The sequence below is a fragment of the Parapedobacter deserti genome (assembly GCF_042646065.1).
Taxonomy (GTDB): domain Bacteria; phylum Bacteroidota; class Bacteroidia; order Sphingobacteriales; family Sphingobacteriaceae; genus Parapedobacter; species Parapedobacter deserti.
Map to the genome: position 1 here is coordinate 73794 of NZ_JBHRTA010000016.1, position 15687 is coordinate 89480.

The 15687-nt window shown below is 49.1% G+C and carries 10 protein-coding genes; all 10 read left to right on the forward strand.

The window, feature by feature from the left end; genetic code table 11:
- Nucleotides 1-102: 102 nt before the first annotated feature.
- The 10 genes from ACFOET_RS05875 (at nt 103) to ACFOET_RS05920 (ending at nt 15680) form a co-directional block, all read left to right on the forward strand.
- Complete coding sequence (locus tag ACFOET_RS05875; protein WP_379020538.1) at nt 103-480, forward strand: Fur family transcriptional regulator; 378 nt, start codon at nt 103-105, stop codon at nt 478-480.
- A 124-nt stretch (nt 481-604) separates the two neighbouring features.
- The gene (locus ACFOET_RS05880) at nt 605-1177 is read left to right on the forward strand and encodes an RNA polymerase sigma factor (RefSeq protein WP_379020540.1); all 573 of its coding nucleotides are present in this window, start codon (nt 605-607) and stop codon (nt 1175-1177) included.
- Between the two features lie 159 nt (nt 1178-1336).
- On the forward strand, nt 1337-2554 hold the full coding sequence (locus ACFOET_RS05885; protein ID WP_379020542.1) for a FecR family protein: 1218 nt from the start codon (nt 1337-1339) through the stop codon (nt 2552-2554).
- Nucleotides 2555-2673: 119 nt separating this feature from the next.
- Nucleotides 2674-6081, forward strand: coding sequence for a TonB-dependent receptor (locus tag ACFOET_RS05890; RefSeq protein WP_379020544.1), 3408 nt, complete (start codon nt 2674-2676; stop codon nt 6079-6081).
- A 26-nt stretch (nt 6082-6107) separates the two neighbouring features.
- Complete coding sequence (locus tag ACFOET_RS05895; RefSeq protein ID WP_379020546.1) at nt 6108-7610, forward strand: RagB/SusD family nutrient uptake outer membrane protein; 1503 nt, start codon at nt 6108-6110, stop codon at nt 7608-7610.
- 25 nt (nt 7611-7635) lie between these two features.
- The gene (locus ACFOET_RS05900; RefSeq protein ID WP_379020548.1) at nt 7636-8610 is read left to right on the forward strand and encodes a metallophosphoesterase family protein; all 975 of its coding nucleotides are present in this window, start codon (nt 7636-7638) and stop codon (nt 8608-8610) included.
- Nucleotides 8611-8726: 116 nt separating this feature from the next.
- On the forward strand, nt 8727-9932 hold the full coding sequence (locus tag ACFOET_RS05905) for a Gfo/Idh/MocA family protein (RefSeq protein ID WP_379020550.1): 1206 nt from the start codon (nt 8727-8729) through the stop codon (nt 9930-9932).
- Between the two features lie 175 nt (nt 9933-10107).
- Nucleotides 10108-10716 carry an RNA polymerase sigma factor gene (locus ACFOET_RS05910; protein ID WP_379020552.1) on the forward strand — a complete coding sequence of 203 codons (609 nt, stop codon included), beginning with the start codon at nt 10108-10110 and terminating at the stop codon, nt 10714-10716.
- An 87-nt stretch (nt 10717-10803) separates the two neighbouring features.
- Complete coding sequence (locus ACFOET_RS05915) at nt 10804-11991, forward strand: FecR family protein (protein WP_379020554.1); 1188 nt, start codon at nt 10804-10806, stop codon at nt 11989-11991.
- 209 nt (nt 11992-12200) lie between these two features.
- Entirely contained in the window at nt 12201-15680 is a 3480-nt protein-coding gene (locus ACFOET_RS05920) for a TonB-dependent receptor (protein ID WP_379020556.1), read from the forward strand.
- Nucleotides 15681-15687: the final 7 nt, after the last annotated feature.

The window sequence follows — 15687 nt, forward strand, 5'->3', positions numbered from 1 at the left end:
GGAAAGTACAAGCAAAGTTAAAAAGAATTCTTTTATTGCGACATTATCGCAATTAATTAATGCGATTTATTTGCATTAACTTTGCAACGGAAATAAATGACGATGAAACGCAGGAATACACCGGCAAAAGAGGCCGTACTGAATGTGCTGGCCAATACCAGAAAAGCAATGAGCCACGACACGATCGGACAGAAAATAAACATGGATGTGGACCGCGCTACGATTTATCGGGTATTGAGCCGTTTCTGCGAAGACGGCTTGGTGCACCGAATTATCGCGGAAGATGGGAAGCAATACTTTGCGGTCTGCATGAAATGCGATGAAAATAAGTTAGACGATAATCATTTCCATTTTCGCTGTACAAACTGCCAAACCATCGAGTGCTTGCCCATTCCTGTTCTTGTTTCTGTGCCGGAAGGTTACCGCGTGGAAAGCGTAAATTGTGTGCTCACGGGGACGTGTAAAGACTGTGCATTGTAGGATAGGTAAATTAAGCGTTTGTTGCAAAGAGATTAACAAAAAGTTACCAAAATATTATAAGTTTACAAAAACGGCCCGCGGAGCCGGCCTATTGCATATCTTTGGCAAACGTGTATATAACCGCATGGAGCGCTCTGATCTGATTCGTGATTTACAAGCAGGGAAAGAAGCTGGTTTGACGGCTGTTTTTCGTCTCTACAATCGCTCTTTGCTCTATTTCTCACAGCAGTTTGTACCTCAGGAAGTAGGAGAAGAAATTGTCGCCGACACCTTTCTCAAAGTGTGGGAGCTACGGGATCGCTTTAATACCATGGATCGATTGAGGGCTTTTTTATATATCGCCACTAAAAACGCATGCCTGAACTATCTGAGAAGTCCCCATGCAAAACGATCAGTGGAAAATATTTCCGAGTTCGAGGATTCTTTAACTGAAGACACCGACACGTTGACCAAGATCGTCCAAACAGAATTGATCAGGCAAATTTATGAAGAGGTTGCTAAACTCCCGCATAAGCAAAGGGAGGTATTTAGTCTTACCTACCTTGACGATTTGAGCGTTGAGGAAATCAGCGGAAAATTAAAAATTAGCCCTTCAGCGGTCTACATCAATCGTTCCAGAGCATTAAACTACCTGCGTAGTTCGCTAAAACTGGATGATAGCCTTTGGATATGGGCCTTGTTGCTCCCTGTGTGTTGATGTGTTACGCCGGCTGCCATTACTCAGCACGTTCCTTCCAATATCCCGATACCTCATTAGTCAGCCGCCCAGTCGGCCAACCGTATACTTTTGCCCCCTAATTCTTAAACTGCTCAGCCTTTTATATAATTCGTAAAAATCCTTGAAAGATTTTCGATAATGACGTGTTTCTATAAATGGAATACAAGTTATACGCCCATGCGCGAAATAGACAACATCGTACGACTGATCAAAGAACACCTGGAAGGAAAAGGACAGCCCAGTTCCGAAGCGGAATTGAACGAACTCTTTGAACGCTATCCAGAACTGATTGGCCTCATGGAAAAAATGAAACGCAGCCAGGAACTGAAATCGGCGTTAAACAACTATAAATCTATCTATAACGAGCAAAGCCAGTTGAAAGAGGAAAAAATGCTGGAACGCGTGTTGGCGGGAATCCGCCATAAAGAACCGAAAAAACACACGCAAGCTGTGCTATGGAAATATGCTGCCGCTGCAGCGCTTGTTATATTTTCTCTGGCTGGGCTTTGGGCCCTGAAAGACCTAACAACAAAAGATGCACATCCGCAAACGGAATTGGGCGCGCACTTACTGCCCGGCAAAAACAAGGCTGTCTTAACACTGTCTAACGGACAACAGGTTGAACTTAGTTCCGAGCAAGAAGGCATCGTCATCAGTGAGCAATTAACATATTCAAACGGTGTCCCGCTGCTGGAACACGAACAACATCCAGATAATGCCATGCAAATGGCGCTGACCACCCCAAGGGGAGGTCAATACCAGATTGTGCTGCCTGATGGTTCGAAGGTGTGGCTCAACGCGGACAGTAAATTGGAATACCCAAGAACGTTTTCGGCGGACCACCGCAACGTGGTACTCGAAGGGGAGGCTTATTTTGAGGTCGTCGAAAATCGCGAGAAACCGTTTATTGTCACAACAGCCAAAGAAACCGTCGAGGTATTGGGAACGAATTTTAACGTCAGCGCATATAAGGACGAACCTGTATCATCGGTTGCACTAATTGAAGGAAAGGTTAAGATTTCGCTTCCCAACCAACGGTCGACAATTATCTACCCCGGCCAGCAAACGCTTATCGACGGCAGTGCCATGCGTGTGGAAAGCGTGGATGTAAACGAGTGCGTATCATGGAAAAATGGCGAGTTTATGTTCAACAACGAAACCCTGGAAAGTGCGATGCGCAAACTGGCCCGGTGGTATAATATTGAGGTTGATGTAGCCCCCAGCTTACAAGATATATCGATTTGGGGTTCGGTATCGCGATACGACAATTTCGATAAGGTATTGCGCATCATTAAAATGGCAGAAGAAAACATCCAGTTTGAGGTAAAAGGAAGGAGGGTGACGCTTATGAAGTAACTGTTTTATCTCATTCTGGAATAAGAACAAAGCTGAGGAAGGTGGTGCTTCCCCAGCGAATGGTTCTATTCTAAACAGCTTGTTACATCTTGTTTTGAAACTAAAACCAATCAAAGGTAATGAAAAATTACACGTTATCCCTGGGAAACGGACAACCGTTTCTCAACTATAAAAGTCTAATTATCGTGAAAACAGTAGTTGTGTTTCTCTTGTTTGGCGCATTTAACATGCAAGTAAACGCCTATGCACAAACGGTTAGTATCGATAAAAAAGATATAGCCATTATCGACGTTTTCAGGGAACTGAAGCTACAGACAGATTTTAATTTTATCTGCAGCTCAGCAATATTAAAAGAAACGCCTCCCCTTGATGTACACTTAACCAACGTACCGTTGGAGGAGGCGCTGCGATCGATTTTAGCCCCCCATGGACTGATCCACGAACGGGAAGGAAAGAACATAGTGGTACGGAGGGAAAAGAAGAAGCCCAACTACTCTTCCACACGCGCAACCTCGCAACAACAAATGGTTTCCGGTCGCGTCACTGATGGGAACGGCAAGCCCTTGGCCGGCGCTAGTGTCACAGTCAAAGGTAGTCTGACGATAATTGCGACCGACGCAAACGGACAATTTACCATCACTGCAGATCGGGGAGATCTCTTGGTGTTCAGCTCCGTTGGTTATGCAAAGGTCGAGCAGCCAGTTGGGAGTTCCAATGTGATTAATGTGCAACTCGCAGCTCAAGAAACCGATTTGGAAGAGGTCGTTGTAATTGGATACGGCGCAGTGGCTAAAAAAGATTTAACTGGGGCGGTCAGTACCATCAGCGGCGAATCATTGCAACAAATTCCGGTTCAGCGGGTGGATCAAATGCTACAAGGACGCGCAGCAGGTGTCGATGTAAAATCTGTAAACGGAGCGCCAGGCTCAGGAACCACCATTCGAATCCGGGGAAGCCGATCCATCAACGCAAGTAACGAACCGCTTTATGTGATTGACGGCGTGGTTGACGCCGGGGACCTAAATACCATCAATCCGGCGGACATCGCTTCCATTGACATCCTTAAGGACGCCTCAGCCGCGGCCATCTACGGCTCTAGGGCATCAAATGGCGTGATAATCATTACCACGAAGCAGGGTACACCGGGCAAGGATAAGGTTACGGCAGCAGCATCTTATGGCGTTTCACACATCCCGAGCCATCCGAAGATGTTAAACGCTGAGCAGTACATTGGTTTTATAAATGAAGCGTATATCGAGATGGGACAGCCCGAGCTGTATCCCAATCCAGATTCTATTCTGCGCGTCGTAGGCAGCGAAGGTACACCGTGGATAGAATCCGTATTTCAGACCGGCCACTTTGCAAATTATGACTTGGCGGTGAGTGGCGGCAATGAATCGCTGACGTACCGTTTGTCCGGAAATATCACTGACCAGAAAGGGACGGCTATTCGATCTTCATTCGATCGGTATCAGGTGCGCTTGAATATGACCAAACACCTCAACGAGTCGTTGCGTTTCGGTGTAAACGCCAATTATAGTCATTATGTACGAGAACCCGGCTCCAACATCAACTTCGGTTCCAACGAAGGGTGGTCATACTCGCACATGTTCCTCCCGCCAACCATGCCGATGCATAAGGGAGACGGAACCTTTGAAAGCTACAATCCCAGTCGATATGTCGGAGGCGGCCACGTCAACACAAGTGTCGCCACGGCCAGTCTAACAGACGCTTACACAAAATACAATGATTTGCTAGCCACCATTTACGGTGAGTACGACATCATCGCAGGGCTCACGTTCCGGTCGACATTAGGAACCACGGTTTCACATAGCCGATACAATTTTTATCGGCCTTCGTATATGCCGCTGAGCGTTGTCAATGGCCAGGAGTTTGGTGATGCGCTGTCGGACATCTACCTGCGCAGCTATTTGCTCAACGAAAATACACTGACGTTTAAGCGCGCCTTCGGTGAACACAGCCTCAACGCCGTAGGTGGTTTTACATACCAGCGAAGAAATAGTGAACGGCTTTATGTAAGGGGCGGAGGTCTTACCAATGATATCATTAGGTGGAATGATTTTGCAAGTGTGCCCCAGGATCAGCGCAACACCATTTCCAATTACAACGACAACACACAATCGTCGTTTGTAGCACGTTTAGCATACGACTACGGCAAAAAATATTACTTGACACTAACCGGCCGCTACGATGGTGCGTCGAATTTTGCGCTTAGGCACAAATGGGCGTTTTTCCCCTCTGCAGCATTCAAATGGCGGATCATTGAGGAGGAATTTATGAAACAGCTGAAAGGAAATACCTTAAGCGACCTGGCCCTTCGCCTAAGTTACGGCACTTCAGGCAATCAAGGTATTGCCAATTACCAGTCGTTGGCAACGCTGAGCTCCGATCCTCACAGTTATGTTTTCGGCGGTGTACCACGGCTCGGATATACACAGGGACGATTGGAAAACAGGGACCTAAGATGGGAAAAATCCAGACAGTTAAATATTGGCGCCGACGCAAGCTTCCTCAATGGACGAATCCAGCTTTCCACTAACTACTACCAAACCGAGACAAGAGACCTGTTGCTTACTGTTCAGATCCCACGGCAAACGGGCTATGCAAACAGACTGGTCAACCTGGGTAAAACGAATAGTCGTGGATTTGAATTCGAAGTACGGGGGGATGTCATCAAAAGACCTGACTTTACCTGGAACGCCGTCGTGAACTTATCCACAAATCAGCAGGAAGTGACCGATATCGGACCGCTTGTCCGGGTGCTGCTTGATGACAACGGATACGGTGCCCAGACGAATTTTCTGGAAATAGGCGTACCCATCGGTGCTGCTTATGGTGTAAAATATGAAGGAACATGGAAAAATCAAGCGGAAATAGACGCGGAACTGGCTAAACCTGCCGGTGAACGTACGCTCGTTTCAAACTCCAACTTCTACCGGCCCGGAAAACCCCGATATGCCGATACTAATGGAGACGGTGTGCTTAATATTGATGACTACCACTACCTCGGCACGCCGCATCCGAAGCGCTTCGGTGGTTTTGGCAGTACGTTCAGCTATAAAGCGGTAGCGTTAGATTTCTTCTTCAACTTCGCTCATGGACACTCGATGTTTAACAACATGGAGTTTTTTGCCGGTACCGGCACCTATCTCACCAACCAAATGAGCTACATGGCGGATCGATGGTCTCCCGACAACCCCTATTCAGACATCCCTGGGGTCAATTCAAGAGACCATGTCCCCAGTACACGGCTGTTGCAAGACGCCTCATTTCTGCGGTTAAGCCAGCTAAACCTCAGCGTAGACCTCGCAAATTACGTATTCAAACAGACAGGCAAACAGCTTGTTGTGTACGTCGGCGGCAGAAATCTTTTACTGTTCACGAAATATAGGGGGTATGATCCGGAAGTGAACAGCTCTGGGACTAGTTCGACAGTGCGGGCAAAAGATGATGGTGCCTACCCCAACAGCAGAATTTACAACATCGGAATTAACCTTACACTTTAATCTTTACCAAACTCATCTCTAAGATCATGAAGATTATTAGACTTCTATATGGTGTTTTCTTGGCATGTGCATTATCCGGCTGCGAAGAAATGCTCACAGAAAGCCCGCAAAGCATCATCGCGCCAAATGATTTCTTTACCACGGAAGCGCAATGCATCCAGGCGACCAACGGTGTATACAGCTCGCTAACCGGCATTTTCGGGAATCAAGACCTGTGGGCATTGACGTTTGCCGGCAGCGACTTGTTTTTGTTCAATGGCGGCGGAGTGGACATCCGGGCCTACCAAGCTTACACGCACTCCGCGTCTGCATCAGCTAGCAGCTACAACACCTGGAACAGGTGCTATACCGCTATAAAAAATGCAAATATGGTAATCGCTAAGGTCGCCGAAGCACCGATCGACCAACGTATCAAAGACCGGTTACTGGGCGAGGCAAAATACTTGAGAGCCCTTTATTACTTTATACTTTCCAACGTTTTTGGGGACGTGCCAATGTGGCTAGATGAACTGGATGTAACCACCGTCTCCGAAATGGAAAGAACACCCCTAGCTGCGATCAGGGCACAGCTCATTACCGATCTTGCCCAAGCAGAAGCCGGTCTTCCATGGCAATATGGAGCGGAAGATTTGGGCAGGGTAACCAAAGGTGCTGCGCTCGGCTTGCTCGCCAAGATGCATCTCTACAACGAAGACTGGACAAATGCTGCTACTGTCGCCAAACGGATTATCGAGGAGGGTCCCTATGAGTTGCTTCCTTACGATCAACTATTTAGTGAATTCAATGAACACAAGAACAACAGCGAATCCCTATTCGAAATCCAGTTCAGCCGTAATGCGGAAACTGGCCAGAATTTTCAGGTGAACTACTTCTATACCTGGTTTTTTCCTACCCGAGACGGCACTTCCAATACCTATTCTGGCGTCAATTTTGGAACCACAAATCTGGAAAGCTACCCCGAGTTTTATCCCACCAATAAGCTCATAGGCCTCTATGAGGCGGGCGATTTGCGCTTGCCGTTCGTTATTGCCTATGAATACGATGAACAGCCGTTTACCGGTTTTCCCCGCCACCTGGCTGATCCGACCAAAATATTCCCTTGGTTTGGTCCCAAGTTCTGGGACCTTACGGCCCTCAGGCGTGCTAGTGAGAAGAACCTGTACTTTATGCGGTTTGCAGAAGTGTTATTGATTCATGCAGAGGCCCTCAACGAGCTGAACCAAACGGACCAAGCAGTCCTGGAACTGAACAAGATCCGGCAGCGATCGGGTCTTGATGATTTGGGCAACCTTTCGCAGCCCGAAGTGAAAGCCTATATCATGGACGAAAGGGCCAGGGAGCTGGTGGGAGAATTCCAGCGACGCTGGGACCTCATGCGCTGGGACATACTGGTAGAAGTCGTGCAATCCACCGCTGAGGACAATCCAGTTGGTGCACAGAATGTCAAGCCCTACCACCGGTTCTTCCCCATTCCGCATGACGAGATTGTAAAAAATCCTAATCTTACACAGAATGATGGATATCAATAGACGGACATTTCTTAAAACTTCGAGCATGCTTCCACTAATCGCAAGTGGAAGCGTGCTTGCTTCCACATCCGCCGACGGCCGGTTTGGGCGGATCCGCTTCGGGGTTTGCACGGATGTACACCAAGATCTCATCCCTGATGCGGAACGCCGTCTGGCGGCTTTCATCGAAGAGATGGAACGCGAAAAACCGGACTTCATCATCCAGTTGGGCGACTTCTGCTTTCCTGATGAGCAAAACACTAATTTCATGCAAATCTGGAACAGCTTTTCGGGCAAAAAGCTCCACGTAGTCGGCAATCACGATCCGGAGGGCGATTACACGTTAACCGAGGTTATGGATTTTTGGGGCATGGAGTCTCCCAACTATTCCTTGAACCTTAACGGATATCACCTTGTTACCTTAAACGGAAACGATGTAAATCCCGAGCATGAAATTCCGTGGAAGTATGAGCGATATATATCAAAAGAGCAGCTTGATTGGCTGGAATCGGATTTAAATGCTACCGATTTGCCAACGATTGTGTTCTGCCACCAAGGATTGGACAATCCTAAGAGGATCGAAAATGCGCTGTTTGTCCGAACGCTTTTTGAGCGGGTCAACCAACACGCTGGATTTCGAAAGGTCCAATTGGTATTTTCCGGTCATCATCATTTAGATTATCACAATGTCATCAACGGTATCCACTACATCCAGATCAATAGTATGTCTTACAATTGGCAGGGAGACAACTATGCCGAAAGCCCTTATCCCGAATCAGTAAACAAACAATATCCATTACTTAAGTATATGGCGCATTATAAAGATCCACTATGGGCACTCATCGAGATAGACGAGTCTGGCCGTCTCACGCTTACAGGGCGTAGCTCGACATTCTTCGGCAAGTCGCCGCAAGCCCTTGGCAAGCCTCGATATGAATACGCATATCCCGTTGTTCCACACATCAAAGACCGCCAGGTTCAGCTTACCAATGCTGCGTTTGCGCCTGCTACGGGATGTTGACCACTACACACTACGGATAATTCTACACCCACCAAGCATCGGCCAATGATCTTTGCCCATGGATTGCAGAATTCCGGTATTGTACCTATCTTAGTAGGCCATTTGTACTTCCGATTATGGATAGAAAACACTTTTTAAGACATGTTGGTCTTTTGGGTATCGGTGCGGCAACCGCCCGTTATGGTTGGGGCAATACGAACGTGCCCACTACAGCAGACACGCCCGTCGGCGTAGGTGTTATCGGATGCGGAGACCGGGGCAAAGGCATCATGCATACGATAAAAAACAGCGGCTCAAACTGGTTCAAAACGGTAGCACACTGCGACCTATTGGATTTCCGTTTGGCGGAAGCCAAGAAAATCACACCTTCAGCAACAGCATACCGCGACTACCGGCATTTACTGGACAATCCGGCTGTGGCGGCCGTTGTTGTCGCCGTACCGCTCCACGCACACTTTGCAATCGCAAAAGACGCACTGCTGGCCGGAAAACATGTGTATCTGGAAAAAACGATGACCTTTACCATTCCGGAAGCGCTTGAGCTCGTGCAGATGGTAGAAAGCCGCCCATCCCAAGTGCTCCAGGTGGGATATCAGTACCGCTATTCACCATTGTATATCAAGGTAAAGGAGCTGATACGGCAAGGGCAGCTTGGTGAAGTGACTCAAGTGGACTGCCGCTGGGACCGGAACAACGATTGGCGGCGTAAGGTGTCCGATCCGGCTTTAGAACGGTTGATCAACTGGCGCCTTTACAAAGAATATTCCGGGGGCTTGGTGGCTGAGTTGCTTTCACATCAAATGGATTTCATCCACTGGGTCTTTGATACACACCCCGATGAAATCATGGGATTTGGCGGCGTAGACATCTACCGCGATGGCCGGGAAACCTATGACAACGTGCAACTGACCTTACGGTACAACCAGCTGGGTATGATTGGTAACTTCGGCACAACGCTGGGTAACGCACGGGACGGATTTTCCTTCCGGATCAAGGGCAACAAGGGTACCATCTCCCTGCTCTTTGATACGGGTAGGTATTATCCAGAGTCGGGCACAGCGCCCCCTAAAGGAATTATAGACGGTGTTACCGGAGCAACGGCTGTTACTGGTGAGAAAGGGGGTGGATTTGCGATACTTCCAGAACCCACCAAGGACGGCACCATCTACGCGTTGGAAGATTTTCACCAAGCTATATTAACGGGCAAAAGTCCCCTATCGAATGTCCATACAGGAGCTAAAGGCGCGATTTGCGCATCGCTGGCCAACCAAAGCCTTTATGCCGGCGAGCCCCGTTACTGGAAGCCCGAATATTCGGTTTAAGCGCCATTTCGATGAGTTAACCTAAATTTAACGGCCAAAGCACATTGACTTTAGGCGGGTAGGCTACCTTTGTCATTGATCGTATTCGGTAACAGTGCAAAAAAAATTTTACATTTGTTGTTGCATTGCCAAGGATACTCCTATTTAGCAAAGAAACGTAGCTGGGTTTACTGAGATGTCTGCACGTATACAAGTAGCTTCCACGCTGATTGCCGGCCTGAGGGAAGGTCAAGAAATTGCATTCCGGATGATATACGACCAGATGCATAGACCTATTTATCGAATGATCCATGCGCTGGTGAAAGACGCGACGAAAACCGAAGAGTTAGTCCAGGAAACATTTGTCGCGCTATGGGTAAACAGGCAACGCCTGAACGCCGACCAGCCGCTGTACCCTTACGTGTACTTAACCGCTAAGCGGCTCGCCATTGACCACTTCCGGAAAACATTGTTAGAAACTCAGGCTGTTGACCATCTGAAACACTCGGCCGACCTATATACAAGCAATACTGAAGAAACGATTGCGGTCGCGGACCTTCACCGCTTTGCGGAAGAAACCATCCGGCGGTTGCCCCTACAACAGCAAACGGTATTTATGCTGAGCCGCAATGAAGGGCTCTCCTACGAGGAAATTGCCCAGCGTTTGCAAATTTCGCCCAATACGGTCCGAAACCATATGGTATGTGCCTTGAGAACGATCAAACTCCGTTTTTTAAACGGCGGACTCATCTCCTTGCTGGTCGGGTTCATCTCCTTGTTGGCCGCCGTTTCCGTAATAAGATAGCATTTTTTTTCCTCGTACTAGTCCGACTATCCCTGTAGTCCGTTTATTCAATAAACGGAGCAAACAACCGTTGGTAATAAACGCACTATGGATAAAGACAGGCTGCACCTCTTGTTGAAACGTCAGCTCGCCAAAGGGCTTCAGGAAGAAGAACTGCTGGAATTGAAACACTTTAATGAGGATGAGATTAAACAAGCCCTCAACGAATTGTTGGACGAGCGCTCCCCTGAACAGCCAAGTGACCCGTCAGACCATCAGATTCCCAGCGAGCGGATTTACCGAGAAATTTTGCGCCATCCACACGTAGCGGCAGGCTTTGATCGGCCAAAAAAACACGACCGTCGACTATGGCATTCATCCGTGAGGTGGGTCGGAGGGACCGCCGCCCTGCTATGTGTCGGCTTATTCCTGTTTGTTTTTGTGAATGACTGGTCAGAGGCAGCGCCTCCTCCTGCTACCGCAACGGCGGCAGCCGACCCGATCGTACCGGGAGGAAACAGGGCCACCCTGACGCTTGCAGATGGCCGGACCATTACACTGAATGAAGAACAGGAAACAATTGCTATCAACACAGACAACATAACGTATGGCGACGGCACACAGTTGATCGAGCATAGTCATCAAATAGACGATTTCCAGCAGTTTGCTACCCCCCGCGGTGGTACCTATAGGATTACGTTATCTGACGGGACGGAGGTATGCCTGAATGCAGACAGCAAGTTGAGATACCCCCTGCAGTTCACGGGGAACGAGCGGGTGGTTGAACTTGACGGAGAGGCTTTCTTTGATGTAGCGGAACAACAGACGGCACAAGGACGGAGACCTTTTTTGGTTAAAACCAAATCGCAGATCGTCGAAGTGCTGGGTACCCAATTCAATATCTCGGCGTATCGTGACGAGGCGGCAGAATATACCACGCTCATTGAAGGGTCAGTGAGAATTTCAGGAAATGACAGACATACCGTGCAACTTGTTCCGGGTGAACAAGGGATCGTGTACGAAGGGAAACCGCACGTAAAAACTGTGGATGTTAGTGTCTTCACGGCATGGAAAGACGGTTATTTTGCTTTTTCTGATACGCACATTCAAAACGTAATGGCGTCCATTGCGCGATGGTATAACATCGATGTGGAATATGATGATGATGAATTGGATGCTTATTTCGGCGGGACAATATCACGCTTTTCGGACTTCGAAACGCTATTGGAAACCATTGAACTAACCGGGTCGGTTAAATTTAAAATTGTCGGAAGGAGGGTTATTGTCATGACATAGTACGATGTAGCGCGATAGCGGCGGGCCAAGTCATAAAAAAGCATTCAGGAGCGTTGCGACCGCTCCCGAAATGCGAGCATGACACAGGCCACGCGGATTTAATAAAATAAGTGGAACTCTTTTAGTTAAACCCAATTCAAATGTACGAAAATTACACCGCACGTTATTACTTTTTACGAAAATGTGTCCAGCCCAATTCGTTATTGATTATGAAATTATGCGTTATCTTGTCTCTGATCAGTTGCCTACAGGTAAGTGCATTCTCCTACGCACAGCGTGTCACGCTGGAGGCAAAGCAAACAGCGCTGGTTGACGTATTCAAAAGCATAAAAGAACAAACTGGATACCACATCTTCTATGACAGCCGGGTGATCCGCCATGCGAAACCGGTGACCCTCAATCTTTATGGTGTCACGCTCGAAGAAGCCCTGAATAAAAGTCTACAGGGGCAGGCACTGGGGTATAAAATCGTTGAGAAAAATATTATCATTACCCCAAGGTCAGTAAGTTCGCCAACGATGACGGTCCAGGCCCAACAGGTGGTCATCACGGGCAGGGTTGCTGATGAGCAAGGCAATCCACTGGAGGGAGTCACCGTCCGTACAAAAGACGGGGCAACGGTCGTGACCACCGACGCCAACGGAAACTACCGCATCTCGTTGGCTAACCGTGAACAGACTCTTCAGTTCTCAATCGTCGGGTTTTCAGCGCACGAAGCGCCTGTGCCGGCCGGCAATATTCTCAACGTATCGCTGAAGGAGCTAGTGAGTGGCCTTGACGAGGTCGTCGTGGTAGGCTATGGTACCCAACGGAAAGCAAACCTCACCGGTGCGGTGGATCAGGTAGGGCCTGAAGTCTTGGAGCAGCGCCCGATCACCAATGTCTCGCAAGGATTAGTAGGGGTTGTTCCGAACCTGAATATCCGGCTTTTGGACGGCAAACCTACCCAATCACCGGCCTTCAATGTCCGGGGGATGACATCCATCGGGCAACAGGGCAGTGCCTTGATTTTGATAGACGGGGTGGAGGGCGATCCGCGGATGCTGAATCCAAATGACATCGAAAACATCTCCGTATTGAAGGATGCGTCTTCTGCTTCGATTTACGGGGCACGCGCGGCGTTCGGCGTAGTCTTGATCACCACGAAGAAGGCGATCGAAGGTAGTACATCGATCACCTATTCGACCAATTTTTCGTCACGTTCACCTACAGCGGTGCCCGACAACATCACCGATTCCTATCCATGGGCACAAGGGTTTAGTGATGCTTGGTCGCGATGGAACGACAACGGGAATACGCCTACCGCCATAAACAAGACGCTACCGTTTTCACCCGCATACCTTGCCGAAATCAAACGGCGGTGGGAAGACCCTTCCCTGCCTCGGGTTGACGTTAATCCGTCGACTAATGAATACCAGTATTATTATAGCACCGACTGGTACCGGGAGCTCATGAAGGACCGCTTTTTTGCCCAAGACCACAACCTTTCGCTCACCGGCGGCAACGATAAAGCCTCATTTTATGTTAGCGGTCGCTTCAATGGGCAGGACGGGTTGTTCCGGTACAATTCGGACGACTATGGCATGCACAACATACGGGCTAAGGGCAGTATTCAGCTCACACCATGGCTGCAGGTCGAAAACAACACCGATTTTTCAAAGATGACATACCACCAGCCGCTCAATGTAGGAGAGGGTAGCGGCATCTGGCGTAACATGGCCGACGAAGGTCATCCACTTGCCCCGTTGCTTAATCCAGACGGCACGCTGTCGTTTTCCGCAGCCTATACCGTGGGCGACTATTTTATCGGCAGGAATGGCATTGATACCGAGCAGCGTCTGCTTCGCAACCGTACAGCGCTTACGGCAGCGTTTTTCGACAAAAGCCTGACCCTGCGCAGCGACTTCACGTTCCAAACGAACGACATCGGATCGAACCAGAACCGGGTACAGGTGCCGTATAGCCGCTTCCAGGGTGTCATCGGCTATACCGGTACTAATACCAATGATCTGGAAGAACGAAGACGCACTACCGAATACCTGGCTACGAACGTATATGCAGATTACGTCAAAAGCATCAACGATGCGCATAATTTCAAGGTGCTCGCCGGCTTTAACTACGAACAATCGCTGTACAGAAACCTCACCGTGCGGCGCAATGGCATTGTATATGAAGACGCGGATGACATCAACCTGGCGTTAGGGCAGGGCATCGTTACCACAGGGGGATACCAAAAGTGGGCGATTGCAGGTGGCTTCTTCCGGGTGAATTATGACTACCGTGAGCGCTACCTGCTTGAAATCAACGGACGCTATGACGGGTCATCGAAATTCCCTTCAGACCAACAATGGGCATTTTTCCCGTCGGCATCGGTCGGCTGGCGCATTTCGGAAGAACCGTTTTGGAAGGTCAGCCCCCAAGCGGTATCTAATGTCAAAATACGGGCTTCGTTCGGCTCATTGGGCAACGGTAACATCCGGCCTTATGAGTTTACCGAGAACTTCGCAATTTCTCAGTCCGGACGTATCATCAACGGCATCCGTCCGCAGCGAACTGCACAGCCCGGTGTCGTCCCTGCAGGCTTGACCTGGGAAACCGTGACCACGGGCAACCTGGGGCTGGAATTTGGCATGGTGAACAATCGCCTGCAGTTCGTTGGCGATATCTACCGGCGGTGGACCACCAACATGTTTACCGAAGGGCCGACACTGCCGGCAGTATTCGGCACGAACGTGCCTAAGGGAAACTACGCCGACCTGGAAACTACTGGCTGGGAGCTGTCGCTCAACTGGCAAGATCGGTTTGAATTGGCCAGCAAGCCTTTTGGCTATGGCATCAAGGTTTTCATGGCCGACTCCTGGTCAATCATCACCAAATACAACAACCGTGATATGAGCCTCGCCCTACCACACTATGCCGGAAAACGGGTAGGGGAGATCTGGGGGTACCGGGTGGAAGGCCTGTTCCGTTCGGAAGAAGAAATTGCAAATTCTCCGTCTCAGCACAATATCCCGAACACCAATACACGCCGAAATTATCCAGGGGACCTCAAATTCAAAAACCTGGATGGCGACGATGTGATCTTTCACGGTGCAAACGAAGTTGGGAACTCCGGCGACAAAACCATTATTGGCAACTCCGAACCGCGTTATGCCTATGGTGTAAACCTATCGGGCGATTGGAGTGGCTTTTTCCTTTCTGCTTTTTTTCAGGGGGTGTTAAAGCAAGATTGGTATCCTTCGGCAGAGGCACGTTTCTGGGGGCAATACAACCGGCCATATAACCAATACCCCCGCTGGCATGAAAATAACATGTTTCGGGAAGAGTTGGGTAACTTTGACGCATACCTGCCCCGATTGGTGGGCTATATATCGCAGGGCACCGGGCGGGCATTGCAAGTACCAAACGATCGATACCTGCAAGACGCCTCCTACATACGCCTGCGCAACCTGCAAGTAGGCTACCGGATACCGCAACGTGCGCTCTCCAAGCTGCGCGCGCAAGGCCTCACCGTGTACCTTTCTGCCGAAAACCTTTGGACTTGGTCTCCCATGTATAAGTGGACACGCGATACCGACGTGACGAGCATCTATGGCTCCGACAGGGACCTGAGCGGAGGCACCAGCGGCGACGGCTACAACTATCCGATGATGCGGTCGATCGCTGCCGGTTTAACTCTTAATTTCTAATGACAGC

What these genes read in the sequence shown, in the direction of transcription:
- ACFOET_RS05875 (WP_379020538.1), top strand. Translation starts at nt 103, where the DNA reads ATGAAACGCAGGAATACACCGGCAAAAGAGGCCGTACTGAATGTGCTG.
- ACFOET_RS05880 (WP_379020540.1), top strand. Translation starts at nt 605, where the DNA reads ATGGAGCGCTCTGATCTGATTCGTGATTTACAAGCAGGGAAAGAAGCT.
- ACFOET_RS05885 (WP_379020542.1), top strand. Translation starts at nt 1,337, where the DNA reads ATGACGTGTTTCTATAAATGGAATACAAGTTATACGCCCATGCGCGAA.
- ACFOET_RS05890 (WP_379020544.1), top strand. Translation starts at nt 2,674, where the DNA reads ATGAAAAATTACACGTTATCCCTGGGAAACGGACAACCGTTTCTCAAC.
- ACFOET_RS05895 (WP_379020546.1), top strand. Translation starts at nt 6,108, where the DNA reads ATGAAGATTATTAGACTTCTATATGGTGTTTTCTTGGCATGTGCATTA.
- ACFOET_RS05900 (WP_379020548.1), top strand. Translation starts at nt 7,636, where the DNA reads ATGCTTCCACTAATCGCAAGTGGAAGCGTGCTTGCTTCCACATCCGCC.
- ACFOET_RS05905 (WP_379020550.1), top strand. Translation starts at nt 8,727, where the DNA reads ATGGATAGAAAACACTTTTTAAGACATGTTGGTCTTTTGGGTATCGGT.
- ACFOET_RS05910 (WP_379020552.1), top strand. Translation starts at nt 10,108, where the DNA reads ATGTCTGCACGTATACAAGTAGCTTCCACGCTGATTGCCGGCCTGAGG.
- ACFOET_RS05915 (WP_379020554.1), top strand. Translation starts at nt 10,804, where the DNA reads ATGGATAAAGACAGGCTGCACCTCTTGTTGAAACGTCAGCTCGCCAAA.
- ACFOET_RS05920 (WP_379020556.1), top strand. Translation starts at nt 12,201, where the DNA reads ATGAAATTATGCGTTATCTTGTCTCTGATCAGTTGCCTACAGGTAAGT.